Below are 23,881 nucleotides of genomic sequence, written 5' to 3'. Positions count from 1 at the left end.
ACGTCGGCTCCGCTCTACTCGTGCACCGGTCGGGTTGCCCCTTGAGCGTAGTGGCTACCGCGCGCGGTCGTTTACCCGCTGTCCAGCGGAAACGGTGACGAACATGACACCCCGGCGACGCCCCGGCGCCGTCACCCACCCGGTGCTTCGTGATCCACGAAAGGGTGGTCGGAGATTCCGGACGCAACGGACGCCGGGGACGGGCGGATATTCAGGGGGTGAAGACCGGCGGTCGCCCGGTCGGCGAGGAGGAACGCAAATGCGCGGCACCGTCGTGACGCTGGCGGCCGGGCTGGCCTTGATCGCCACGCCGGCACAGGCGGCCCCGCAGCCGGGCGTGGCGGACATCGGCTCGGCGGAGTTCACGAAGGCGGGCTCGACGATCAAGGTCCCGGCGCAGGGCCACTGTTCGATCGACGGCCCGACGAGCGCAACGGCCCAGACGGTGTCGAAACCGGGCATCACGCTCGGCGGCGGCACGTCGTCCTGCACGACAACGGTGACGGACCCGAACACGAGCACCAAGACGACGACGTCCACGGCGACGGGCAAGAACTTCGAGCTGTCGGCACTGCTGAGCGCGGGCGGGCCGCGCATCAAGCTGTCGACGTTCACGGTGACCTGCGCGGCAACCCGGACGCAGACGAACGCGAACTGGACATTCGGCGGCATGTCAGGCCTGACGAACCCCCCGAACCCGGTCCCGCCGAGCTACGTGTCACCGATCCGGAAGGCGGACGGAACAGCGCTGGCGAACGCGGTGTTCAACATCCAGAACCTCCCGGGCGACGGCAGCATCGGCCTGACGATGCTGCGCATCGACTTCCTCCCGGCGTCGGGCATCAGCGGCCAGGTGACCCTGGGCCGCACAAGCTGTTCCCCGACCCCGTAGCGGCCCGGGTGCCGCGGCCTGGGACCAGCCGAGAGGATGGCCGCGGCACCCCGGCTCAGCGACCTGGCCCGAAGTAGTGCTCCAGCACCGACGCGACAACGGCCTCGGCCTTCAGCGCTGCCTCCGCCGGCAAAGCCGGAAGGCCGCTCACGTCAAGGCCACGCTCTCGCTGGGCGCTGATCCGCAGGCGCACCTGCCCTCGGACGTCGAGGTTCGCGTACGGCGACGCGTAGACGGAATTTTCGTCGCCGCTCAGACTGCGAAAGACGACCGGCGGTTTCTTGCCGAGCGTGATGATCTGCCGGTCGGTCCACAGATCCGGATCAGAACCGAAAATCCCGGGAGGATCGCCCGATGCGGTGGCACCCACCTCGATCTGCAGACGATGCCGCGGTTCGACGAACCAGCAAGCCCCTGGTGTCGCCACTGGTTCGAACTCGCTCCCGAAGGCCGTCGCCACAGCTGGCCGGAACACCGCACATTCGATGTTCGGATCGCGTGCTCCGGCGGCCAGCAGCAGATCGGCACCGCCGGCCGGCACCTTGACGTCGCCCGCGGGATCACAGTCGCTTCCGTCGGTGTTGACGACCATGTTCGCGCATGCGCCGACCCTGCCGGAGTCCTGACCGCCGACCGGGTACGCGAGCCCCTTCGGAAGCGAGCCGGCTCCGGCAGCGGCGAAGTCGCGCACGATTTCACAGTGGGCGTCGTCCTCGCGGGTGCCATAGGCCAGCTCGAAGCGCACAGCCCGGACGAAACTGAGTGGGACGAGCACGCTGCAGCCCACGATCCGCTCCTGCTTGTGGCGCTCCACCTGGTAACCCTTCACGCCCGACAGATCGACGATGGCCCCGTCGTTCCGCAGCGGAGCACTCTCCGGCGGCTCGTCACGGACGGTGATCAACGGGATCGGGTTGCCGTCTCGCACGAGATCGCATTCGCGCCGGCCATCGAAGACCCTCGCCTGCCGGGTGACGGACGCGGCACCTGGCACCTTGCGGCGGTCGTAGACGCCGAGATCGATCAGCGTGCACAAGTCGAGTGCGGCGAGTGCGGCGTCGACCGCGTTCTCGTCCCGATCTGCCGGACGAGGTTGTTTCGGGTGCCACGGAAGTGGCAACAACGACGTTGCGGAACGCTGTCCCACGGCGGTCTCGGCGGCACAACCTGAGGCGGTCAGGAAACACGCCAGCAGCACACAAGCGAGCCTCATTACGGAGAGTTTGCACGGTGATTACCGCCTTGAACAGGGGAATCTGGCTCTCCGAACAAGATTCAGCCGAATTGGTTATCACCCATCGTCACCGAGTTCCCGCCCGTCATTCCGGGCGGAACGGATCTTACTGCAAGGGGAACGGGCGGTCGGGAACCCTGGTAACCTCCGACTCGTCGAACTACGCAGGGTGCCGAGCTAGGAGCACCCTGCAGCTAAGGGGAGAGCACAGTGACGACGACGGCTTCGGGGCGCCTCAGTCCTGTCAAGCCCTGCCGGCCCAGGACAGCAGGGGCGCAACGCGATGCCTGACGGACAGCCTCCGGTCTACGACCCGAACACGCGCCGGGCTCCGCTGACGCCCATCACCCCGCAGGCGGGCACCTACGGCGCCCCCGCGGGCACCGGCGCGAGCGGCCCAGGCTTCAAGTACGACAGGGCGACACTGCAGGAGCTCGCGGACGACTGGAAGAGCCTTGCCGACGAATTCCGCAGCGATCTGGCCAAGGCGAACGTCATAGCGGGTGCCCGCGGCCCCGGCAAGGAATACGCCAGCGGCGGCAACGCCGAGATGGTACGCACATCGGGCTCCGCCCTGGTCACGACCTTGTTCGAGCGCCAGCAATATTGCCGGGAAATGGCGAACAGGTTCGTCACGGCCTTGGGCAAGTACGCCAGAGCCGAAGACACTCACAGCACCGAAATCAAGCAGACCGGAGGAAGTCTCTGATGCGCCGCGCCATCGTCCTCCTGAGCATGTCGTTGCTGACACTGACTGCCTGCACGCCCAAGAACGACGGGTCCCCGTCCGCCTCCTCCAGCACACCCATCCAGTCCCCCTCATCCGGTTCTTCGGACGAAGTGCCCGGGCCAGGAGTTCCCAAGGTCGAGCACCCGATCGATATCGCACACTTCAAGCAGGCGCCGTGTGACGCGCTTACAGCGACTCAAGTCACGCAGCTTCTCGGCTCCGGAGTTACACCCAAGCCCGAGGTCAAGGGCGAAGCCGGACCTCAGTGCAGGTGGGATTCGCCCCATGTTTCGCAAGCCGGCGTGGGCGTGATCTTCACCGGTGTCGACAATCGCGGCATAACCCGCGTCTATAACGGCCAAGGCAAGGAATACCCATTCTTCAAGGCTCTGGAGCCGATCGACGGCTATCCCGTCGCAGCATATGATGCGTCAGGGGATCAGTCGAGCCACGGCAATTGCACGGTAGCTCTCGGAACCAGCGATCAGCAGACCGTCGATATCGACGTAACATTGTCAGAAGAGAACGTTACGAAAAAGAAGGATCCTTGCGTCGCCGCGCGCGATGTGGCCGGGAAGGTCCTGGCAAACTTGAAGGCGGGAAAGTGATGGTCACCGAAGGGCCATTGACCGCGACTCAGATTTACGAGCAAATCACTGGCGGCGAAGGCACCCAGTCGTTGGCCGACGCTCAGGACAGCGCGAGTCAGCTGACCCAGCGGATGATCGACCGGGCCTCGCGGATCAACGCCCTCCGGGCCAAGACCATGAGCGGCTGGCAGGGCGGCGCCGGGGATACCGCCGCGGACGCGACCGCACCACTGATCCAAGCCGCCATGGACGATGCGATCCATCTCCAGAACGCGCAAAGCGCCGTCGGCGCGCAGATGGGGGCCTTCGGGACCGCGAAGAACTCTGTGAAGCCCGTCGCGGCGCAGCCTCCCCAGATCACTGCCGATGACCTGTACAACGCCCTCACCGGCGACGGCAAGTCGTACCAGACCAAAGTCGCCGGCTGGCAGGCCGACAGTCAGGCCAACATCGATGCCTTTCGTGCCTACCACTCCGCCAGCACCACCAATGGTGGGCAGATGCCCGCGCAGTACGCGCAGCTGACCGATTCCGGGGCGCCCATCTCGCTCGACACCGGGACGCCGCCTCCGGCCAAGACGACCGGCACGACCACCGGCACCGATACCGGACGCCGCGGACAAGATCGGCAGCGGACCCAACAACCCGGCCAGACTCAGTACCGGCCCAGCACCCAAGCCGGGCAAAACCAGACCGGCCGGAATCAGACCGGGCAGAACCAGGTCGGGCAGGACCAGGTCGGGCAGGACCAGGTCGGGCAGGACCAGGTCGGGCAGGACCAGGTCGGCAGCCGTCGGCCCGGAGGTGTTGCGCCGGATGGGACGCACGCCGACAGCTTTGTACCCAAGCCCGTCATGCCGCCCGCGGCGAGCAGCGGGTATCAGTTCGGGCCGACCGGGCAGCCGATCAGCTCCCTCGGGCCTGGCGGGTTCGGGCCGTACGGCGGCAGCGGCGAGTTCGGGCCCGGGACCGGATACCCGACCGCCGGTTACGGGCCGGGTTCAGGCACCGGTGGCTACCGCGGAACGGGTAGTGGCGCTGTGAACGGGCCCGGCTCCGGCGCCGGGCGGGGGATGCTCGGTGAGAACGTCGCAGGAGGACGGCCCGGGGCGGCCGGTGCCGCCGGTGGGCGTGGTGCCAACGGGATGCCGATGGGGCACGGGCCCGGTGGCGGCAAAAAAGAAGAGGACAAAGAAAAGAAGGCCGCCGCCTACCTTCGGAATCCCGACCCCGATGGCACCTTCGGTGGCGACATCGAGAAACCGGTGCCACCGGTGATCGGCGAGAAACCGCAGCACTAGCACCACGCGAAAGGGGAGGAAACACGTGGTGCTCAAACAGGTCGAACTTTCGCTGGACACCCTGCTCACCGCGATGCGCCAAGTCGGCTGCGGCGAACCGCACCAAATCTTCGCCGGTGGACTGCGGTACATTCCGCCGTCCTCCATCAACCATGTGAACCGTGAGGCGTTCGAGGAACTGAGCCAATACAGCCTCACCCAGGGAAACCGGTTCACGCCCGAATTCGAGGAAGTCCTGCACCTGCTCGACCGTCCGGCGACCGAGTACTTCGCCTACGCCCGCGACATGGACGAACAGATCGGCGTGCTCGTCGCCGTCCGGGGGCGGTTCGCTGTCACCGCCCTGTGCCAGGGTGAACGCGTCTGGCTTAAGACCGTCTCACCGGACAACGACCCGGTCGACGCGCTGGTCGCCAACCTGCCGGAGTACGCCGCGGCGCAGTTCACGCCCTTCTCGATACCCCAGAACGAATTCCGGCGCGAAGAAGAAGCCCACGATCTTTACGACACGGGCCCCACCCGAAGCCGGGAAGCTCAGCAGCTCGACGAAATCTTCGGCCAGCCCTACTTCGGCGTCGGCCAGTTCTACGCGGCGAAACGGTCGAACGGCGGGCCGCGGACGCTCACCCGGGATTCGCTCAGCTACCTCGACGTCGAGGCCGGGCGGGTCGCCGTTCTGCTCTCCGGCGCGCCGGGCAACCGGTATATCACCGTGCTGCCCGGCGAGCCGGGGTTACTCGGCCAGAAGGTCGCGTCGCTGCGGCCCTGACCCCACCGACCTCAGAAAGCGAAACCACCCGCGCCGGCCCAGCCGAGGGCGAAGGCCGGAACCAGGCCCAGCACCAGCGTCACGGCCGTGCCGAGGAAGATCGCCGTTCCCGTGCCGAAGCCCGGGACCGAGACCGAAGGGCCGTCCGCCGCCGGCTCCGAGAAGTACATCAACACGATCACCCGCAGGTAGAAGAACGCCGCCACCGCGCTGAAGACCAGCGCGACCACGACCAAGGGCGCCATTCCGTCCGACAACGCCGCCGAGAAGACCACGAACTTCCCGACGAAGCCCGAAGTCAGCGGAATCCCCGCGAGGGCCAGCAGCAGGAACGTGAACACGCCCGCCACCAGCGGTGACCGCTTCGCCAGCCCCGCCCACGCCGAGAGGTGCGTCGCCTCGCCCGACGAGTCGCGGACCAGGCTGATCACGCCGAACGCCGCCAGCGTCGTGAAGCCGTACGCCAGCAGGTAGAACAGCGTGCTCGAGAGCCCGTCGCGCGTCATCGCGATCGCGCCGACCAGCAGGAAGCCCGCGTGCGCGATCGACGAATACGCCACCATGCGCTTGACGTCCGTCTGCGTCAGGCCCAGCACCGCGCCGATCACCATCGAGATGATCGCCACCGCCCACAGGACCCCGCGCCACTCCCACGAAGTCGACGAGAACGCCACCGACAGCACCCGCAGGATCCCGCCGAACGCCGCCACCTTCGTGCACGCCGCCATGAACGCCGTCACCGGCGTCGGCGCTCCCTGGTACACGTCCGGGGTCCACGTGTGGAACGGGCCGACCGAGCCCTTGAACAGCAGGCCGACCACCAGCAGACCCAGGCCGGCGAACAACAGCGTGTCCGACCGGTCCGACCCGGCCGCCGCGTTCGCGATGTCGCCCAGCTTCACCGAGTTCGCGTAGCCGTACAGCAGCGCCAGCCCGTACAGGAAGAACGCCGACGAGAACGCTCCGAGCAGGAAGTACTTGACCGCCGCTTCCTGCGACAGCAGCCGGCGACGACGCGCGAGGCCGCACATCAGGTACAGCGGCAGCGACAGGACCTCCAGCGCGATGAACATCGTCAGCAGGTCGTTCGCCGCACAGAACGCCATCATGCCGCCGAGCGCGAACAGCGTCAGCGGGAACACCTCGGTCTGCATGACCGTCGCCGTCTGCGCGCGGTCCTGGACCGTGCCCGGGCGGATGCCGGCCTGCGCCACCAACGCGCCGCCCGGCTCGACCACCCGGTCCGAGATGAGCAGCACCGCGCCGAGCGCCAGCGCCAGCAGCGTGCCCCAGAGGAACAGCGCCGGCCGGTCGATCGAGATCGACTTGCTGAACGTCGTGACGCCGCCCGCGGGCGCGTCACCGGTCGCGTACACGATCAGGGCGACGCCCGCGGCGACGATCGCGAGCAGGCTGAGCCCGACCTGGATACCGAACCGCGACCGCTTCGCGGCGAACGCCTCGACCAGCACGCTCACGCACGCCGCGCCGAAGACGATCAGCACCGGCAGCACCGCCGGGTAGTCGACCGACGGCGTCGCGATCGGCGGTTGTGCCTGGGTCAGGAGGATGTCGAGCACTTTTACTTGCCTCCCTGAACCGCGGTCAGCGTCTGCTGCACCGTCGGGGTGACTGTGTCGAGCACCGGCTTCGGGTAGAAGCCGAGGACGAGGATCAGCACGACCAGCGGCGCCAGGATCGCGATCTCACGGCCGTTCAGGTCCGTGATGGCCTTCTTGGCGCCCAGTTCCGGCGCGATCGCCGTGCCCGGGCCCCCGCCGACACCCACGAGCGCGTCCCCGCGGACCGGGCCCTGGAAGACCCGCTGGTAGAGCCACAGGACGTACGCCGCGGCCAGGACCATGCCCACCGTGGCGAGGATCGTGTACACCGGCTGGTCCACAAAGGACCCGATGAGCACCAGGAACTCGGAGACGAACGAGTTCGTACCCGGCAGGGACAAAGTGGACAGACCGGCGAGCAGGAACAGACCGGCCAGCAGCGGGGTCACCTTGGCCATGCCGCCGTAGTCCGAAATGCGAGACGACCCGCCGCGCGCGATCACCAGGCCGATCACCACGATCAGCATGCCGGTGGCGAGGCTGTGGTTGAGCATGTACGTCGCCGAGCCGACCATCGCCTGCTCGTTGAACGCGAAGATGCCCAGCGAGATGAAGCCGAAGTGCGCGATCGAGACGTAGGCGATGAACCGCTTCATGTCTCGCTGGCCCGCGGCGAGGATCGATCCATAAAGGACGCCGATCACCGAGAGCACCAGCACCAGCGGCGCCAGGGTCTTGCTCGCGTCCGGGAACATCGGCAGGCAGTAGCGCAGGAACCCGAACGTGCCGACCTTGTCCAGCACGCCGACCAGCAGGACGGCGACGCCGATCGGCGCCTCCCCCGCCGCGTCCGGCAGCCACGTGTGGAACGGCACCAGCGGCGCCTTGATCGCGAAGGCCAGGAAGAACCCGAGGAACAGCCAGATCTGCGTCGACAGCGGCGCGTCGCGCACGACCGTGACCAGCGTGGCCCAGTCGAACGTGCCCTTGCCGAGCTTGTCCGACGCCAGCGAGTACGCCCCGATCGCCGAGGCCAGCATGATCAGGCCGCCGAGGAACGAGTACAGGAAGAACTTGACCGCCGCGTACTGCCGGTTCGCGCCGCCGTAGCCGCCGATGAGGAAGTACATCGGGATCAGCATGATCTCGAACAGCACGTAGAACAGGAAGACGTCGGTCGCGGCGAACACGCCGATCGTGAGCGCTTCCTGCAGCAGGATGAGCGACAGGAAGCCGCCCGCGCTGCGGCCCGGCGGCAGCTTGTCCAGGGTGCCGAGCCCGCCGACGACGATCGGCACCAGCAGCGCGATCACCGCGATCATGATCAGCGCGATGCCGTCGGTGCCGAACGCGATGTGCACGCCGAAGCTGGGAATCCAGTCGAAGCTCGACGTCATCTGCAGCCGGGGACCGGACGCGGAGTAGCTGAGCCAGAACGGGATCACCAGCAGGAACTCGAGGATCGAGAACCCGAGCGCGGCCAGCACCGCGGCGCGGTCGTTCCCCTTGAGGAACGCCAGCACCAGGGAGCCGGCCAGCGGCACCAGGATGAGGATGAGCAACCAGGTCATCAGGAGAACCTCACCAGCAGGAGAGCCGCCAGAAGCAGGAACGTGCCGCCCAGCATCGACAGCGCGTACGACCGGACGAACCCGGTCTGCAGCCGCCGCAGCCGGCCGGACCCGCCGCCGAGGCCGGCGGCCAGGCCGTTGACCGCGCCGTCGACGCCGCGGTTGTCGACGAACACCAGCGCCCGCGAGAGCCAGGTGCCCGGGCGGGCGACCAGCGTCTCGTTGAGGGCGTTGCCGTACAGGTCCTTGCGCGCGGCCCGGGTGACGAACGAGACCCGCTGGGGCTGCTCGACCGGGACGTCACGACGGAAGATCAGCCACGCGATCAGCACGCCCAGCAGCGAAACCGCGACCACGATGCCGGACATCAGCCACTTGTTGATGCCGAAGTGCTCTTCCGGCGCTTCGCCGACCGCCGGGGCCAACCAGGTCACGAAGGACTTGTTGAGCGTGAAGAGACCACCGGCGAACACCGAGCCGACCGCCAGGACCGCCATCGGCACCCACATCACCGGCTTCGACTCGTGCGGGTGGAACTCGTGGCCGTCCGCGGACTTGAGTTCGCGCCAGCGTTCCTTGCCGTGGAAGGTCATGATCATCAGGCGGGTCATGTAGAACGCCGTCAGCCCGGCACCCAGCAGCGCCGCACCGCCCATGACCCAGCCGCGCCAGCCTTCCTGGCCGAATGCCGCCTCGATGATCGAGTCCTTGGTCCAGAAGCCCGACAGCGGCGGGAAACCGATCAGCGCGAGGTAGCCGAGGCCGAAGGTGACGTAGGTGATCTTCATGTGCTTGGCGAGGCCGCCGAACTTGCGCATGTCGACTTCGTCGTTCATGGCGTGCATGACCGACCCGGCCCCGAGGAACAGCCCGGCCTTGAAGAAGCCGTGCGCGACCAGGTGCATGATGCCCAGCGCGTACGCGACGGGCCCGAGGCCGACCGCCAGCATCATGTAGCCGATCTGGCTGACCGTCGAGTACGCGAGGACCTTCTTGATGTCGTCGTACGCGCAGCCGATGATGCATCCGATCAGCAGCGTCACCGTGCCGACCAGGGTGACGATCAGGCGGCCGTCCTCGGTGGCGTTGAAGATGTCCTTGGACCGCGCCACCAGGTAGACACCGGCCGTGACCATCGTCGCCGCGTGGATCAGGGCCGACACCGGGGTCGGGCCCTCCATCGCGTCCGGGAGCCACGCCTGCAGCGGGAACTGGCCGGACTTACCGCAGGCGCCCAGCAGGAGCAGGACCGCCATCGCGGTGATCGCGCCCGTCGAGAACTTGCCGTCGCCGACCGCCTTGAAGACCTCGGCGTAGCCGGTCGAGCCCGCGTACTTGAACATGATGAAGATGGCCAGCGCGAGCCCGACGTCACCGACGCGGTTCATCAGGAACGCCTTCTTCGCCGCGGTCGCGGCGGACGGGCGGCCCTGGTACCAGCCGATGAGCAGGTAGGACGCGAGACCCACGCCCTCCCAGCCGAGGTAGAGCGTCACGAAGCTGTTGCCCAGCACCAGGATCAGCATCGACGCGACGAAGAGGTTGAGGTACGCGAAGAAGCGGTACCGGCCCTCGTCGTCGGCCATGTAGCCGATCGAGTAGTAGTGGATCAGCATGCCGACGCCGGTGATGAGCAGCACGAACGTCAGCGACAGCGCGTCGATCCGCAGCCCGAAGTCGATCTGCAGCGCGCCGACCGGGATCCACGAGTAGACCTTCGTGTCCACAGTGGCCTTGCCGTCGGCCGTGAAGAAGAGGATCAGCCCGTAGACGAAGGCGAGCGTGACGGTGGCACAGCCGAGCAGATGCCCCCACGCCTTGGCGCGCTTCCCCGCCAGCAGCAGGATCAGGGCGCCGAGAGCCGGAAGGGCCACCAGCAGCCACGATGATGCGGTCACTCGGTGTCTCCTAGTACTTCAGCAGGTTGGTGTCGTCGACCGAGGCCGAGCGCCGGGTGCGGAAGATGGCCATGATGATCGCCAGGCCGACCACGACCTCGGCGGCCGCGACGACCATGACGAAGAACGCCATGACCTGGCCGTCGAGCCCGCCGTTGATCCGGGCGAAGGTGACCAGCGACAGGTTCACGGCGTTGAGCATCAGCTCGATGCACATGAACACGACGATCGCGTTGCGCCGCACCAGCACGCCGACCGCGCCGAGCGCGAACAGCAGCGCCGACAGCAGCAGGTAGTACGTCGGGGTCACTTCTTCTCCCCCTCGGATTCGGAACTTTCGGAACCGACCAGCGCGTGCGCGTCCGGCTTCGGGCCCTCGTCCGCGATGAGCTTGCGTTCCTTCGCCAGCTCGATCGCCGAGGTGGACTCGATGATCGCCGACAGGGACTCCGGCGCGACCGAGCCGTCCGGCAGCAGGGCCGGGGTGGCCACGGAGTTGGCCGTGGCGAAGACACCCGGACCGGGCAGCGGCGACGGCCGGTCGTGCTCGCCGCGGAAGCGCAGCAGCACGAGCTCCTTCTGCGAGAGCTTGCCGCCCTTGGCGTGCCGGTCGGTGAAGGCCAGCACCATCGCGCCGATGGCGGCGGTGATGAGCAGCGCCGACGTCAGCTCGAACGGGAACAGGTAGTCGGTGAAGATCAGCTTGCCGAGCCCCTTCGGCCCGCCACCCGCCGGCGTCGCCGAGTCCAGCGGGATCGCCGGGGTGACGTTCTCCAGCGCCCGGTAGATGCCGGTGGCCAGCAGCGCGGCGAGCCCGATGCCGAGCACCGTCGCGGCCAGCCGCTGTCCACGGAGGACTTCGACGACCGAGTCCGAGCTTTCGCGGCCGACCAGCATCAGCACGAACAGGAACAGCATCATGATCGCGCCGGTGTAGACGATGATCTGCGTGAAGCCGAGGAACGGCGCCGACTGGATCATGTACAGCGCGCCCAGGCTCAGCATGGTCAGCACCAGCCACAACGCCGAGTGGACGGCGTTGCGGGAGAAGATCATGCCGAGCGCGCCGAGCAGCGAGACCGGGCCGAGCACCCAGAACGCGATGGCCTCGCCGGTGGAAACCCCGGCCGACGCGTTCGGCGCCGCCGCCAAAACCGCGGAGATCACTTCGAGACCTCCCCGCGTGCCAGCTCGGGGCCGTTCACGTAGTAGTCCTGCTCGTTTTCGCCGAGCCGCATCGGGTGCGGCGGCTGCTCCATGCCGGGCAGCAGCGGGGCGAGCAGGTCCTCCTTCGTGTAGATCAGCCGCTGGCGGTCGTCGTCGGCCAGCTCGTAGAAGTTGATCATCGTCAGCGACCGCGTCGGGCACGCCTCGATGCAGAGACCGCAGCCGATGCAGCGCAGGTAGTTGATCTGGTAGTCCTTGCCGTACCGCTCACCCGGCGAGTACCGCGCCTCTTCGGTGTTGTCACCGCCCTCGACGAAGATCGCGTCCGCCGGGCACGCCCACGCGCACAGTTCGCAGCCGACGCACTTCTCGAGGCCGTCCGGGTGGCGGTTCAGCTGGTGCCGACCGTGGTACCGCGGCGCGGCCGGCGCGCCGGCCTCCGGGTACTCCTCGGTGGCGACCTTCTTGAACATCATCCCGAAGGTGACGCCGAAGCCCTTGACGGGATCAAGAAACCCCATCTTGCGCTCCTTCCTTTGCGGTACCGACGGCCGCCGGCTTGCGGCGGGCCGCCTTCGCCTCGGCCTTGGCCAAAGCCTTCTGACGCGGGGTGGTCTGCGGGACCTTGAGGTCCAGCGGCGGGACCGGGAAACCGCCGCCGGTCACCGGAATGGACTCGCTCTCTTCTTCGCGACCCGCGGCGCGGACGTAGAAGAACAGCGCGACGACGATGAAGATCGCGACCGCGGCGATGATGATGGTCGCGGTGTTCCAGGTGATGACCTTCGCGAAGGTCACCATGACGATCCACACCAGGTTCAGCGGGACCAGGACCTTCCAGCCCAGCCGCATGAACTGGTCGTAGCGCAGGCGGGGCAGCGTGCCGCGCAGCCAGATGAACCCGAACAGCAGGATGAACATCTTCGCGAAGAACCACAGCACCGGCCACCAGCCGGTGTTGAGGACGTTGTTCCCGATCAGCGACAGCGGCCACGGGGCCATCCAGCCGCCGAGGAACAACGTCGTCGCGAACGCCGAGACGATCACCATGTTGACGTACTCGGCGAGGAAGAACATCGCGAACTTCATCGAGCTGTACTCGGTGTGGAAGCCGCCGACCAGCTCCGACTCGGCCTCCGGGAGGTCGAACGGGGCGCGGTTGGTCTCGCCGACCATCGAGATCAGGTAGATCACGAAGCTCGGGACCAGGTAGAGGAACCACACCTTGTGCTGCGCGCCGACGATGTCGGCCAGGTTCAGCGACCCGGCCTGCAGGATCACCGCGACGATGGACAAGCCCATCGCGATCTCGTAGGAGATCACCTGCGCCGCGCTGCGCATGCCGCCGAGCAGCGGGTACGGCGAGCCGGACGACCAGCCGGCGAGCACGATGCCGTAGACGCCGATGGAGGAGCAGGCCAGGATCACCAGCGCGCTGACCGGGAGGTCGAGCAGCTGCAGCACGGTCCGCTCGCCGAAGATCGACACGACCGGCCCGAACGGGATGGCCGACAGCGCGATCAGGGCGGGCACCGCCGAGAGCACCGGCGCGAGGAAGTACACCTTGCGGTCGGCGGTGTCCGGGATGATCTGTTCCTTGAACGGCAGCTTGATCGCGTCCGCCAGGGACTGCAGGTAGCCGCCCGGGCCGACCCGGTTGGGGCCGGGCCGGTTCTGCATCCGGCCGACCGCCTTGCGCTCCCAGACGATCAGGAAGATCGTCAGGATCGGCCCGATCAGCAGGATGACCACGGACTTCAGCAGGATCAGCCACAACGGGTCGTCCGCCAGCAGCGCCGCCCGCGTCGCCGCGTCGGGGACGCTGCCGACGGCGGCTTCGGTCAGCAGCGGGGTCATTGCCCACCTCCAGCGAGGTTCACGACGGCGCCGTGCCCGGCGCCGAGCGTCTTGGCCACGGCGGAGCCGTCGGAGTTGCCCGGCAGCCACACGACGCCGTCGGGCAGGTCGGCGATCTCCACCGGCAGCGTGATCGCGCCGCGTTCGGTGCTCACCTTCACGGTGGTGCCCAGCCCTTCGGCGGTCTTCGCGGACAGCCGCGCGACCGGCGTGCGCTGGGTGCCCTTGAGGTGCGGCTCACCGTCCTGCAGGGATCCGTTGTCGATGAGCTGGCGCCAGGTCGACAGGATCGCCTGGCCGGCACCCGGGGTCGCGGGCGACGCGACTTCGGCCGCGACGTGCGTCCAGCGCAGCGCCGAAGCCGGGCCGAGCTTCTCGAAGTCGCCCCGCGCGGCGGCCGGCGTCTGCGTGAACAGGTCCGCGTCCATCTCGACGGCGAGGGTGTCGAGCACCCGGCAGTCCGGCAGGGCGCCGGTGCCTTCGAGGGTGACGTCGAACGGGCGGGTGCGGCCCTCCCAGTTGAGGTAGCTGCCCGCCTTCTCGTCCGACGCGGCCACCGGGAGCACGACGTCCGCGCGTTCGGTCACCGCGCTGTGGCGCAGTTCGAGGCTGACGACGAACCCGGCGGCGTCCAGCGCGCGCAGCGCGAGGTCCGGGTCCGGCAGGTCGTACGGGTCGACACCGCCGACGACCAGGCCACCCAGCTCGCGGGCCGAGGCGGCCAGCAGGATGTCGGTCGTGTCGCGGCCCGGGGTCGCCGGGATCGGGACGCCCCAAGCGTTTTCGACGGCGACGCGCGCCGCGTCGTCACCCACGCGCCGCCCACCGGGCAGCAGCGACGGCACGCAGCCGACTTCCAGGGCACCCCGGTCGCCGGCGCGGCGGGGGATCCACGCGAGCCGGACGCCGGTGCGCTCCACCAGGTCGTGCAGGGCCGAGAAGAGGCCGGGGATCGCGGCGGCGCGCTCGCCGACCAGGACGACGGCGCCTTCGCCGCGCAGGGCCTCGTCGAGGTCCGGCGCGTGCTTGGCGATGCCCTCGACGGCGGCGGCTTCCTGGCCGGGGACGCAGGCGAGGAGCTCGCCGAACGTCTTGCGCACCGACGACGTCGTCCACTGTCCCAAGTGGACGACGCGGGTCTTGTTCCGGCGGGCCGCCTTGCGCAGCCGCAGGAACACGATCGGCGCCTCGTCCTCGGGCTCGACGGCGACGCACAGGACCGTGCGGGCCCGCTCGATCTCGCCGAAGGTGACACCGGAGTCCGGCGTGACACCCACGACGTGCGAGGTGAGGAACGCGAGTTCCTCGGCCGAGTGCGGGCGGGCGCGGAAGTCGACGTCGTTGGTCTGCAGGGCGACGCGGGCGAACTTCGAGTACGCGTAGGCGTCCTCGACGGTCAGCCGGCCGCCGGGCAGGACGCCGACACCGCCGTTCGACCGGGCCTCGGTGAGACCCGCCGCGGCGATGCGCAGCGCGTCGGTCCAGGAGGCTTCTTCCAGCTCACCGGTCTCGGCGTTGCGGACCAGCGGACGCCGGATGCGGTCCTCGGCCGTCGTGTAGCGGAAGGCGAACCGGCCCTTGTCGCAGATCCACTCCTCGTTGACCTCCGGGTCGTCGCCGGCCAGCTTGCGCTGGACCTTGCCACGCCGGAAGTCGGTGCGCTCGGCGCAGCCGGACGAGCAGTGCTCGCACACGCTCGGCGAGGACACCAGGTCGAACGGCCGCGACCGGAAGCGGTAGGCCGCGCTGGTGAGCGCCCCGACCGGGCAGATCTGGATGACGTTGCCGGAGAAGTAGCTCTGGAACGGCTGGCCGGACGTCGTCCGCGACGCCATGTCCAGGACGTCCGCCGTCTCCGCGGTGCCGATCTGCTGGTGGGCACCGCGTTCGAGGAGCTCGATGAACGGGTCGCCGGCGATCTCGCGGGAGAACCGGGTGCAGCGCTGGCAGAGCACGCAACGTTCGCGGTCCAGCAGCACCTGCGTCGAGATCGGCAGCGGCTTCGGGAACGTCCGCTTGGTGTCGACGAACCGGGAGTCCGTGCGGCCGTGCGCCAGCGCCTGGTTCTGCAGCGGGCACTCGCCGCCCTTGTCGCAGATCGGGCAGTCCAGGGGGTGGTTGATGAGCAGCAGCTCCATCACACCCTGCTGGGCCTTGTCCGCGACCGGCGACGTCAGCTGCGTCTTGACGACCATGCCGTCGGCGACGGTCATCGTGCAGGACGCCTGCGGCTTCGGCATCGGCCGGCCGCCCATCTCGACCTCGACCAGGCACTGGCGGCAGGCGCCCGCCGGGTCGAGGAGCGGGTGGTCGCAGAACCGCGGGATGACCGTGCCGAGGCGTTCGGCCGTGCGGATGAGGAGCTCGCCCTTGGGGGCGATGACCTCTTCGCCGTCGATGACCAGCTTGACGTGGCCCTCGGGGACCGGCGTCTCGGTGGTCTCGGGCTTGTCGGGCGCGATCGTCATGCCTGCGCTCCCACCAGTTCGCGCTTGTTCGACTCACACAGAGCCAGGAATTCTTCGCGGAAGTACTTGATGCCGCTCTGGATCGGCGACACCGCGCCGTCGCCGAGGGCGCAGAACGACCGGCCGAGGATGTTGTCGCAGACGTCGAGGAGGGTGTCGATGTCCTCCTCGGTGCCGTGGCCCTCGACCATCCGCTCGAGGATCTGCGCCAGCCAGTACGTGCCTTCGCGGCACGGCGTGCACTTGCCGCAGGACTCGTGCTCGTAGAACTGGGTCCACTTCATCACGGCCCACGGCACCGACACGGTCTCGTTGAAGACCTGGACGGCGGTGGTGCCCAGCATCGACCCGGCTTCCGCCGCGCCTTCGAAGTCCAGGGGAACGTCGAGGTGCTCGGCGGTGAACATCGGGGTGGACGAGCCGCCCGGGGTCCAGAACTTGAGCGGGATGCCGTCCTTCATGCCGCCCGCCATGTCGAGCAGCTCGCGCAGCGTGGTGCCGAGCGGGCACTCGTACTGGCCGGGCTTCTCGACGTGGCCGGAGATCGAGTAGATCTTCGGGCCGGGCGACTTCTCGCGGCCCATCTCGCGGAACCAGCTGGAGCCGGCGTTGACGATGTAGGGCGCGCTGGCGATGGTCTCGACGTTGTTCACCGTGGTCGGCGCGGCGTAGAGACCGGCGGCCGCGGGGAACGGCGGCTTGAGCCGGGGCTGGCCACGACGTCCCTCGAGCGAGTCGAGCAGCGCCGTCTCCTCGCCGCAGATGTACGCGCCCGCTCCCGCGTGGACGGTGATCTTGAGGTCGAAGCCGGAGCCGAGGATGTTCTCGCCGAGGTAGCCCGCCGCTTCGGCTTCGCGCACGGCCGCGTTGAGGCGGCGGATGCAGTGGAGCGCTTCCCCGCGGACGTAGATGAAGCAGTGGTTGGACCGCATGGCGTACGAGGCGATGATGCAGCCCTCGATGAGCGAGTGCGGGTCCGCCATCATCAGCGGGATGTCCTTGCAGGTACCGGGTTCGCCTTCGTCGGCGTTGATCACCAGGTAGTGCGGCTTGTCGAAGTTCGGCGGCATGAACGACCACTTGATGCCGGCCGGGAAGCCCGCACCGCCGCGGCCGCGCAGGCCGGAGTCCTTGATCAGCTGGACGAGCTGCTCCGGCGTCCCCGCGAGGGCCTTGCGGATCGCGGTGTAGCCCTCGAGGGCCTCGTACTGGCCGATCGTCCAGGAGTTCGGCGACAGCCAGCGCTTCGTCAGAACCGGAGTGATGGGGTCAGCCATTACTTCTTCTCCACTTCTGGCAGCGGGACGTCCTGCGCGGCGGGCGCGACCCAGCCGCGGTCCTGCGCGAGCTTCGCGCCCCGCAGCGTCTCGATGGCCTGCGACGGGCCGTCGACGTCCCGGCGGTAGGTGCGCTCGTCCTCCGGGAAGAACCCGGCGAGCTGCAGCTCGGCGCCCTTGAAGTTCGTCAGCGGGGCACCGCGCGTCGGGGCCGGCTTCTTGCCCGCCTGCAGCGCGTCGACCAGCGCGACGGCCTTCTCCTCGGTCTGGTTGTCGAAGTACTCGTAGTTGACCTGGATGACCGGCGCGAGGTCGCAGGCCGCGAGGCATTCGGCGTGCTCGAGGGTGATCGAGCCCGGCTCGTTCGGCGTGCCCGCGGTCTCGTTGTGCCCCAGCGGCTTCTCCTCGGACCCGAGGTGCGTCTGGAGCTTCTTGTAGATCGCGTCGCCGCCCATGGCCGCGCACAGCGTGTTGGTGCAGACGCTCACGAGGTGCTCGCCGCAGGGGCGGCGCTTGTACATCGTGTAGAACGTCGCGACCGCGCTGACCTCGGCGTCGGACAGGTCGAGCTGCTTCGCGCAGAACGCGATGCCCTCCTGGCTGACGTAGCCCTGCACCGACTGCACGAGGTGCAGCATCGGCAGCAGCGCCGAGCGGGACATCGGGTAGCGCGCGATCAGGTCCTGCGCCTTGGCGTGGATGTCCGCGTCGAAGATGTCTTCCAGCGGCGTCTCGGTGATGATGCCGGCGGCCACTTCCGGGTCCGGCGCGATGGCGACGACGTCGGTGTCGGCCGAAGCCGCCGCGTGCGTCGTCGCGGCGTAGTCCGGGCCGGGCTCGGGAACTGCTGTGGTCATCGGTCCACTCCCCCCATGACGGGGTCGATCGAGGCGATGGCGGCGATCACGTCGGCGACCAGGCCGCCTTCGGCCATGGCGGGCATCGACTGCAGGTTCACGAAGCTCGGTTCGCGCACGTGGACCCGCAGCGGCCGGGTGCCGCCGTCGGAGACCAGGTGCGCGCCCAGCTCGCCGCGGGGCGACTCGACCGCCGCGTAGACCTGGCCCGGCGGGACCTTGAAGCCCTCGGTGACCAGCTTGAAGTGGTGGATCAGGGACTCCATGGACTGGCCCATGATCTTCTTGACGTGTTCCAGGGAGTTGCCCATGCCGTCGCTGCCGATGGACAGCTGAGCCGGCCACGCGATCTTCTTGTCCTCGACCATGACCGGGCCCGGCTCGAGCTTCTCGAGGCACTGCTCGATGATCTTGAGGCTCTCGTGCATCTCGTGCACCCGGATCAGGTAGCGCGACCAGCAGTCGGCGCCGTTGTCGACCGGGACGTCGAACTCGAACTCGTCGTAGCAGGAGTACGGCTCGGTCTTGCGCAGGTCCCACGGCAGGCCGGCCGACCGCAGCACCGGGCCGGTGACGCCGAGCGCGAGGCACGCGTCGACCGGCAGGTACCCGACGCCCTTGAGCCGGTTGCGCCAGATCGGCTGGCCGGTGAAGAGCTTGTCGTACAGCGGAAGGCGCTTCTTCATCGTCTTGATGAACTCGCTGACCTTCTCGTGGTAGTCGGCCGGCATGTCCTGCGCGAGGCCGCCGGGGCGGATGAACGCGTGGTTCATCCGCAAGCCGGTCAGGTGCTCCAGCAGGTGCAGCACCTCTTCGCGCTCGCGGAAGCCGAGCGTCATCGCGGTGGTGGCGCCGAGCTCCATGCCGCCGGTGGCGATGTAGACCAGGTGCGAGCCGATCCGGTTGATCTCCAGCAGCATCACGCGCAGCAGCTGCGCGCGGCGCGGGGCCTCGATCTGCAGCAGCTTCTCGACGCCGAGGCAGTACGCCATCTCCGTCGACAGCGGGGCCAGGTAGTCCATGCGCGTCACGAAGGTGACGCCCTGGGTCCAGGTCCGGTACTCGCAGTTCTTCTCGATGCCGGTGTGCAGGTAGCCGATGACCGACCGCAGCTGCGTGACGGTCTCGCCCTCCATCTCCAGCACGAGCCGGAGCACGCCGTGCGTCGACGGGTGCTGCGGGCCCATGTTGATGACCATGCGCTCGTCGTGCGCCGCGTCGGAGATGACGTCGTCCCAGTCGCCGCCGGAGACCGTGTAGACGCGGCCTTCGGTGGTGTCGCGGGAATCGGCGTAGCTGACGTCGTCGGTGCTGTCGCTGCCAGTCTCGGTGGTCGAAGTACCGGTCGTGACGTCGGAAAGGTTCTCGGTGCTCACGAGTACGACCTCCGCTGGTGCTGACACTGTCGGGATCTCCGCGCCCTTCGAGCCAAGGCGTTCTCGGTGCTCACGAGTACGACCTCCGCTGGTGCTGACACTGTCGGGATCTCCGCGCCCTTCGAGCTAAGGCGTTCTCGGTGCTCACGAGTACGACCTCCGCTGGTCCGGCGGCGGGATCTCCGCGCCCTTGTATTCGACCGGGATCCCGCCGAGCGGGTAGTCCTTGCGCTGGGGGTGGCCGTCCCAGTCGTCCGGCATGAGGATCCGGGTCAGCGCCGGGTGGCCGTCGAAGACGATGCCGAACATGTCCCAGGCCTCCCGCTCCTGCCAGTCGGCGGTCGGGTAGATCTCCACCAGCGACGGCACGTGCGCGTCCTCGACGTCGAGGGTGACCTCGAGGCGGATCCGGCGCCGGTAGGTCAGCGACGTGAAGTGGTAGACCGCGTGCAGCCGCTGCGGGACGTCGACGCCGTAGTCCACACCGGACACCGACGACAGCAGCTCGAAGCGGAGGCCACCGTCGTCGCGGAGCGTCTTCGCGATGGCGGGCAGGTGCTCGCGGGCGACGTAGAAGGTGATCTCGCCGCGGTCGACCGTCGTCTGCAGGATCGCCTCGGCGGGGATCTTGCGCTCGGCCAGCGCGGCGTAGAACTCGTCGGCGAACTGGTCGAACCAGCCGCCGTACGGGCGCTCGGCCGGCGCCGGGCTGTACGCCGGGAGCCGGACGCCGCCGTAGCCGGAGGTGTCACCAGTGCCGTGGACACCGAACATGCCCTGGCGTTCGCGGCCGGTGACGACGGCTTCCGCCGAGCCCGGTCCCTTCGCCGTCAGGCCGGTTTCGGCTCGCTCGGCGCTGGACTGCTCTTCGCCGGGTTGGGGGTTCTCAGTCATCGCTCTACTTCTTCGCGTACTTGATCGACGACGCGACGAGCTCGGTGCGCGCCCCGCTGGCCGCGCGGAGGGCGGCGCGGCGGGCGTTGATCGGCTCGTCCTGGATCTTGGCGTGCAGCTTGAGGATCGCGTCCAGCAGCATCTCCGGCCGCGGCGGGCAGCCGGGCAGGTACATGTCGACCGGCACGATGTGGTCGACGCCCTGGACCACGGCGTAGTTGTTGAACATGCCGCCGGAGGAGGCGCAGACGCCCATCGCGAGGACCCAGCGCGGCTCGGCCATCTGGTCGTAGATCTGGCGCAGGACCGGGGCCATCTTCTGGGTGACGCGGCCGGCGACGATCATCAGGTCGGCCTGCCGCGGCGTCGCGCTGAAGCGCTCCATGCCGAAGCGGGCGATGTCGTAGCGGGAACCGCCGACCGTCATCATCTCGATCGCGCAGCAGGCGAGACCGAAGGTGGCGGGCCACAGCGAGTTCTTGCGCGCCCAGTTGACGAGGCCTTCGAGGCTGGCCAGCAGGATGCCGTTGGGGAGTTTCTCTTCGAGGCCCATGGGTCTAGTTCCAATCCAGGCCGCCGCGCCGCCACACGTAGGCGTACGCGAAGCCGACCGTCGCGATGAACAGCAGGATCTCCACCAGGCCGAACGTGCCCAGCGCGTCCGCCTGCACGGCGAACGGGTAGAGGAAGACCATCTCGATGTCGAACAGGATGAACAGCATCGCGGTGATGTAGTAGGCCACCGGCATCCGCCCGGCGCCGACGAGCGGCTGCGGGGACGGCTCGATGCCGCACTCGTAGGCGGCCAGCTTGGCCTTGTTGTACCGGCTGGGGCCGACGAGCGGCCCGAGCAGGACCGACAGCACGGCGAAACCGAGAGCCAGGACGAACAAGATCACGATGGGCAGGTAGGGCTTAAGGCTCGGGGCCTCTTGCGCCAGCTGCACCGTGTCGGTCCGGGTCAGCAACGTCAGCACGGGGTCTTCGCCATCCTTTCCGCGCCGCTGCGGTTGTGCTTGTGGTGGGAACCGCTTGGCCTCGTCGGCACCCTAAGGGAGCTGGGTCACACCGCCGAGGGTCAGGGTCTCCTTACGGCCCGTGGCTGGACCGAACTCTGCTTGTGAAATAGTTCACAAGCCACTCGTCGCGGATGTGAAGCGATTCACAAAGCATGGGGGGAGTCTAGGACGCGACTCACACTCTTGTCCCTAGGCCCCCGTGTTATAAGGGTCGCCTAACTTCGGCCGCCATCGTTGTCACGGGTCGGCAACGCCGCGCGCGCGACCTGCGCGAAGGCACTTCAAGATCGTTCCTCGCCGGGACAATCCGGACTTCGGCGTGTGAGCTATCCCACTGACCGCACGGCCAACTTGTTAGGCCACTCGTGTGTCCGCGCGCGAGAAGAGCGGCACTTTCACGGGAAAGTGCCGTCCTCGGGAAGCGTCAGCGCGGGCTGGGGGTCACCTTGGCCAGCGCGGCGATGAGGCGGTCGACGCCGTCGCCGCCCTTGGCGTCGTAGCAGCCCGACAAGCCCTTGTAGACCAACGGAAGGATCTTGTTGATGCGCAGCCCGTACTTGGTGCAAGCGTGCATGATCTTCGGCTTGCCGATGATCTTCGCGAAGACGTTGCCGAGCGCGTAGTAGCCGCCCATCAGCTCGCCCACGGCCCGCGGGTACGCCTCCAGCGCCCGTTCCCGCGAAGGCCCTTCCCGCCGCGCGAGCGCTTGCACGACGACCTCCGCGGCGATCTGCGCGGACTCCATCGCGGCCGAGATGCCTTCGCCGTTGAACGGGCTGACCATGCCGCCGGCGTCGCCGAGCAGCAGGAGGCCGTCGCGGTAGTGCGGGGTGCGGTTGAAGCCCATCGGGAGGCCGGCGCCGCCGACCTTGCCGATCGCGTTCTCCTCGCGGTAGCCCCACTCCTCCGGCGTCCCGTCGAGCCACTGGCGCAGCAGCGCGCGGTAGTCGGTGTTCCGGAACGACGCCGACGTCGAGAGCATGCCGAGGCCGACGTTGACCGTGCCGTCGCCGAGCGGAAACGCCCAGCCGTAGCCCGGGAGCAGCTTGGGGTTCCGCGGGTCGGAGCGGTCCCACAGCTCGAGGTGACCCTCGATGAACGGGTCGTCGTGGCGCGGGCTCTTGTAGTACTGGCGCACGGCCACGCCCATCGGGCGCTTCTCGTTCTTCTGGATGCCGACGCTCAGCGCGAGCCGCGCGGAGACGCCGTCGCAGGCCAGGACGAGCGGCGCGCGGTAGTGCACCGGCGTCTTCTCCGGCCCGACCTTCGCCTCGACGCCGACCACGCGCCCGCTCGCGTCGGTGATCGCGCTGGTGACGGTGGTGCGCTCGTACAGCCGCGCGCCGGCCTTCACCGCGAGCTTCGCGAGCAGGTCGTCGAAGTCGTGGCGGGTGCGGGAAACGCCGTACGGCGGGTAGCTCGTCAGGTCGGGCCAGTCGAGTTCCAGCGTCAGGTCGCCGGTGAGGATCCGCAGGCCGCGGCTGTGCACCCAGCCCGCGTCTTCGCTGGTGTCGATGCCCAGGTCGATCAGCTGCTTGACGCCACGCGGGGTCAGGCCGTCGCCGCAGACCTTCTCGCGGGGGAACTCGGTCTTCTCCAGGAGCAGCACGTCGACGCCCGCGCGGGCCAGGTAGGTGGCCACGGTGGCCCCAGCGGGTCCGGCGCCGACGACGATGACCTCGGCGTCTTGATCTGCGGTGCGTCGCGTCATACGCGCGAGTTTAGGCAGGCTTTCGCGCGCGGTGGATCGCCACGACCCCGAATGTGAGGTTCAACCACTCGACGTCGGTCCAGCCCGCGCTCGCGATGATCTCGCCGAGCGCGCGCTGGTCGGGCCAGGTGAGCATCGATTCGGCCAGGTACTTGTACGCCTCGGGGTTCGACGACGTCCGGCTGCCGACCCAGGTCAGCAGCTTGAGGACGAACCGCCGGTGGACGAACCGGATGGGCGCGAACGGCGGCGTCGAGACCTCGCAGATCACCAGCCGGCCGCCCGGCTTGACCACGCGGGCGATCTCGGTGAGCGCGGCCTTCGGGTCGACGAAGTTGCGCAGCGCCAGCGAGATCGTCACGGCGTCGAAGCTCTCGTCGGCGAACGGGAGGTTCAGCGCGTCCGCGGCGACCATCGGCACCTTGCGGTGCAGCCCGGCGCGGAGCATGCCGAAGGAGAAGTCCGCGGCCAGGCACCAGGCGCCACCGCGGGCGTACTCGACGGTGGACACCCCGGTGCCGGCGGCGAGGTCCAGGACCTTTTCGCCGCGGCGGGCGTCGAGCACGCGGGCGGTGGTGGTGCGCCAGCGCCGGTCGAAGCCGAAGGTCATGAACGAGTTCGCCCGGTCGTACCCGGACGCGACGCCGTCGAACATCGCGGCGACTTCGTGCGGGTCCTTGTCCAGGCTTGCGCGTGACATGGCTTGAG

General features: G+C 68.5%; 22 protein-coding genes. 5 read left to right on the top strand and 17 right to left on the bottom strand.

Translation table 11 applies throughout. The annotated features are described in order from the left end of the window. Nucleotides 1-259 precede the first annotated feature (259 nt). Nucleotides 260-892, top strand: coding sequence for a hypothetical protein (locus AB0G28_RS01630; RefSeq protein WP_361081891.1), 633 nt, complete (start codon nucleotides 260-262; stop codon nucleotides 890-892). Between the two features lie 55 nt (nucleotides 893-947). Here the strand turns inward: AB0G28_RS01630 and AB0G28_RS01625 are convergent, their stop codons facing one another. After that, nucleotides 948-2,090 (bottom strand): hypothetical protein, encoded by a 1,143-nt coding sequence (locus AB0G28_RS01625; RefSeq protein WP_361081889.1) that lies wholly within the window; start codon nucleotides 2,088-2,090, stop codon nucleotides 948-950. 319 nt (nucleotides 2,091-2,409) lie between these two features. Here AB0G28_RS01625 and AB0G28_RS01620 point away from each other — a divergent pair, with 319 nt between their 5' ends. The 4 genes from AB0G28_RS01620 to AB0G28_RS01605 are packed head-to-tail and all read left to right on the top strand — an operon-like array spanning nucleotide 2,410 to nucleotide 5,516. Next, nucleotides 2,410-2,835 carry a hypothetical protein gene (locus AB0G28_RS01620; protein ID WP_361081887.1) on the top strand — a complete coding sequence of 142 codons (426 nt, stop codon included), beginning with the start codon at nucleotides 2,410-2,412 and terminating at the stop codon, nucleotides 2,833-2,835. Next, complete coding sequence (locus tag AB0G28_RS01615; protein ID WP_361081885.1) at nucleotides 2,835-3,464, top strand: DUF3558 domain-containing protein; 630 nt, start codon at nucleotides 2,835-2,837, stop codon at nucleotides 3,462-3,464. The genes AB0G28_RS01620 and AB0G28_RS01615 overlap by 1 nt, the downstream gene beginning before the upstream one ends. Beyond that, nucleotides 3,464-4,747, top strand: coding sequence for a hypothetical protein (locus tag AB0G28_RS01610; RefSeq protein ID WP_361082347.1), 1,284 nt, complete (start codon nucleotides 3,464-3,466; stop codon nucleotides 4,745-4,747). Before AB0G28_RS01615 ends, AB0G28_RS01610 begins: the two co-directional genes overlap by 1 nt. A gap of 25 nt (nucleotides 4,748-4,772) precedes the next feature. Beyond that, on the top strand, nucleotides 4,773-5,516 hold the full coding sequence (locus AB0G28_RS01605; protein WP_361081884.1) for an ESX secretion-associated protein EspG: 744 nt from the start codon (nucleotides 4,773-4,775) through the stop codon (nucleotides 5,514-5,516). 11 nt (nucleotides 5,517-5,527) lie between these two features. Here AB0G28_RS01605 and nuoN read toward each other — a convergent pair whose 3' ends face one another. The 16 genes from nuoN to AB0G28_RS01525 form a co-directional block, all read right to left on the bottom strand. After that, nucleotides 5,528-7,096 carry an NADH-quinone oxidoreductase subunit NuoN gene (gene nuoN, locus AB0G28_RS01600; RefSeq protein ID WP_361081882.1) on the bottom strand — a complete coding sequence of 523 codons (1,569 nt, stop codon included), beginning with the start codon at nucleotides 7,094-7,096 and terminating at the stop codon, nucleotides 5,528-5,530. A 2-nt stretch (nucleotides 7,097-7,098) separates the two neighbouring features. Beyond that, nucleotides 7,099-8,649 carry an NADH-quinone oxidoreductase subunit M gene (locus AB0G28_RS01595; RefSeq protein ID WP_361081880.1) on the bottom strand — a complete coding sequence of 517 codons (1,551 nt, stop codon included), beginning with the start codon at nucleotides 8,647-8,649 and terminating at the stop codon, nucleotides 7,099-7,101. Continuing rightward, entirely contained in the window at nucleotides 8,649-10,547 is a 1,899-nt protein-coding gene (nuoL, locus tag AB0G28_RS01590) for an NADH-quinone oxidoreductase subunit L (RefSeq protein ID WP_361081878.1), read from the bottom strand. Before nuoL ends, AB0G28_RS01595 begins: the two co-directional genes overlap by 1 nt. Nucleotides 10,548-10,557: 10 nt before the next feature. Then, the gene (gene nuoK / locus AB0G28_RS01585; protein ID WP_091303926.1) at nucleotides 10,558-10,857 is read right to left on the bottom strand and encodes an NADH-quinone oxidoreductase subunit NuoK; all 300 of its coding nucleotides are present in this window, start codon (nucleotides 10,855-10,857) and stop codon (nucleotides 10,558-10,560) included. Continuing rightward, the gene (locus AB0G28_RS01580; RefSeq protein WP_361081876.1) at nucleotides 10,854-11,714 is read right to left on the bottom strand and encodes an NADH-quinone oxidoreductase subunit J; all 861 of its coding nucleotides are present in this window, start codon (nucleotides 11,712-11,714) and stop codon (nucleotides 10,854-10,856) included. Before AB0G28_RS01580 ends, nuoK begins: the two co-directional genes overlap by 4 nt. Next, nucleotides 11,711-12,235, bottom strand: coding sequence for an NADH-quinone oxidoreductase subunit NuoI (gene nuoI / locus AB0G28_RS01575; protein ID WP_361081874.1), 525 nt, complete (start codon nucleotides 12,233-12,235; stop codon nucleotides 11,711-11,713). The genes AB0G28_RS01580 and nuoI overlap by 4 nt, the downstream gene beginning before the upstream one ends. Next, the gene (nuoH, locus tag AB0G28_RS01570) at nucleotides 12,222-13,571 is read right to left on the bottom strand and encodes an NADH-quinone oxidoreductase subunit NuoH (protein ID WP_361081872.1); all 1,350 of its coding nucleotides are present in this window, start codon (nucleotides 13,569-13,571) and stop codon (nucleotides 12,222-12,224) included. The genes nuoI and nuoH overlap by 14 nt, the downstream gene beginning before the upstream one ends. Continuing rightward, complete coding sequence (locus AB0G28_RS01565; RefSeq protein ID WP_361081870.1) at nucleotides 13,568-16,039, bottom strand: NADH-quinone oxidoreductase subunit G; 2,472 nt, start codon at nucleotides 16,037-16,039, stop codon at nucleotides 13,568-13,570. The genes nuoH and AB0G28_RS01565 overlap by 4 nt, the downstream gene beginning before the upstream one ends. After that, nucleotides 16,036-17,316 (bottom strand): NADH-quinone oxidoreductase subunit NuoF, encoded by a 1,281-nt coding sequence (nuoF, locus tag AB0G28_RS01560; RefSeq protein WP_091303921.1) that lies wholly within the window; start codon nucleotides 17,314-17,316, stop codon nucleotides 16,036-16,038. The genes AB0G28_RS01565 and nuoF overlap by 4 nt, the downstream gene beginning before the upstream one ends. Beyond that, the gene (nuoE, locus tag AB0G28_RS01555) at nucleotides 17,316-18,173 is read right to left on the bottom strand and encodes an NADH-quinone oxidoreductase subunit NuoE (protein WP_361081868.1); all 858 of its coding nucleotides are present in this window, start codon (nucleotides 18,171-18,173) and stop codon (nucleotides 17,316-17,318) included. Before nuoE ends, nuoF begins: the two co-directional genes overlap by 1 nt. Next, nucleotides 18,170-19,549: an NADH-quinone oxidoreductase subunit D gene (locus tag AB0G28_RS01550; protein ID WP_361081866.1), complete on the bottom strand. Its 1,380-nt coding sequence runs from the start codon at nucleotides 19,547-19,549 to the stop codon at nucleotides 18,170-18,172. Before AB0G28_RS01550 ends, nuoE begins: the two co-directional genes overlap by 4 nt. A 144-nt stretch (nucleotides 19,550-19,693) precedes the next feature. Next, nucleotides 19,694-20,443, bottom strand: coding sequence for an NADH-quinone oxidoreductase subunit C (locus tag AB0G28_RS01545; RefSeq protein WP_361081864.1), 750 nt, complete (start codon nucleotides 20,441-20,443; stop codon nucleotides 19,694-19,696). A 4-nt stretch (nucleotides 20,444-20,447) separates the two neighbouring features. Continuing rightward, on the bottom strand, nucleotides 20,448-20,996 hold the full coding sequence (locus tag AB0G28_RS01540; RefSeq protein WP_361081862.1) for an NADH-quinone oxidoreductase subunit B family protein: 549 nt from the start codon (nucleotides 20,994-20,996) through the stop codon (nucleotides 20,448-20,450). A 4-nt stretch (nucleotides 20,997-21,000) separates the two neighbouring features. Beyond that, entirely contained in the window at nucleotides 21,001-21,420 is a 420-nt protein-coding gene (locus tag AB0G28_RS01535; RefSeq protein WP_176173391.1) for an NADH-quinone oxidoreductase subunit A, read from the bottom strand. Between the two features lie 466 nt (nucleotides 21,421-21,886). Continuing rightward, entirely contained in the window at nucleotides 21,887-23,173 is a 1,287-nt protein-coding gene (locus tag AB0G28_RS01530) for a geranylgeranyl reductase family protein (protein ID WP_361081860.1), read from the bottom strand. Between the two features lie 10 nt (nucleotides 23,174-23,183). Beyond that, nucleotides 23,184-23,873, bottom strand: coding sequence for a class I SAM-dependent methyltransferase (locus tag AB0G28_RS01525; RefSeq protein ID WP_361081858.1), 690 nt, complete (start codon nucleotides 23,871-23,873; stop codon nucleotides 23,184-23,186). Nucleotides 23,874-23,881 lie beyond the last annotated feature (8 nt).

Origin of the sequence: Amycolatopsis sp. NPDC021455, from assembly GCF_040640995.1 — a bacterium.
Classification (GTDB): Bacteria; Actinomycetota; Actinomycetes; order Mycobacteriales; family Pseudonocardiaceae; genus Amycolatopsis.
Note: the sequence above shows the minus strand (reverse complement) of the source record. Positions and strands in the feature narration are given on the sequence as shown.

Coding starts and splice junctions, on each gene's coding strand:
- AB0G28_RS01630 (WP_361081891.1), top strand. CDS start 260: ATGCGCGGCACCGTCGTGACGCTGGCGGCCGGGCTGGCCTTGATCGCC.
- AB0G28_RS01620 (WP_361081887.1), top strand. CDS start 2,410: ATGCCTGACGGACAGCCTCCGGTCTACGACCCGAACACGCGCCGGGCT.
- AB0G28_RS01615 (WP_361081885.1), top strand. CDS start 2,835: ATGCGCCGCGCCATCGTCCTCCTGAGCATGTCGTTGCTGACACTGACT.
- AB0G28_RS01610 (WP_361082347.1), top strand. CDS start 3,464: ATGGTCACCGAAGGGCCATTGACCGCGACTCAGATTTACGAGCAAATC.
- AB0G28_RS01595 (WP_361081880.1), bottom strand. CDS start 8,649: ATGACCTGGTTGCTCATCCTCATCCTGGTGCCGCTGGCCGGCTCCCTG.
- nuoI (WP_361081874.1), bottom strand. CDS start 12,235: ATGGGGTTTCTTGATCCCGTCAAGGGCTTCGGCGTCACCTTCGGGATG.
- nuoH (WP_361081872.1), bottom strand. CDS start 13,571: ATGACCCCGCTGCTGACCGAAGCCGCCGTCGGCAGCGTCCCCGACGCG.
- AB0G28_RS01565 (WP_361081870.1), bottom strand. CDS start 16,039: ATGACGATCGCGCCCGACAAGCCCGAGACCACCGAGACGCCGGTCCCC.
- nuoF (WP_091303921.1), bottom strand. CDS start 17,316: ATGGCTGACCCCATCACTCCGGTTCTGACGAAGCGCTGGCTGTCGCCG.
- nuoE (WP_361081868.1), bottom strand. CDS start 18,173: ATGACCACAGCAGTTCCCGAGCCCGGCCCGGACTACGCCGCGACGACG.
- AB0G28_RS01545 (WP_361081864.1), bottom strand. CDS start 20,443: ATGACTGAGAACCCCCAACCCGGCGAAGAGCAGTCCAGCGCCGAGCGA.
- AB0G28_RS01540 (WP_361081862.1), bottom strand. CDS start 20,996: ATGGGCCTCGAAGAGAAACTCCCCAACGGCATCCTGCTGGCCAGCCTC.
- AB0G28_RS01530 (WP_361081860.1), bottom strand. CDS start 23,173: ATGACGCGACGCACCGCAGATCAAGACGCCGAGGTCATCGTCGTCGGC.
- AB0G28_RS01525 (WP_361081858.1), bottom strand. CDS start 23,873: ATGTCACGCGCAAGCCTGGACAAGGACCCGCACGAAGTCGCCGCGATG.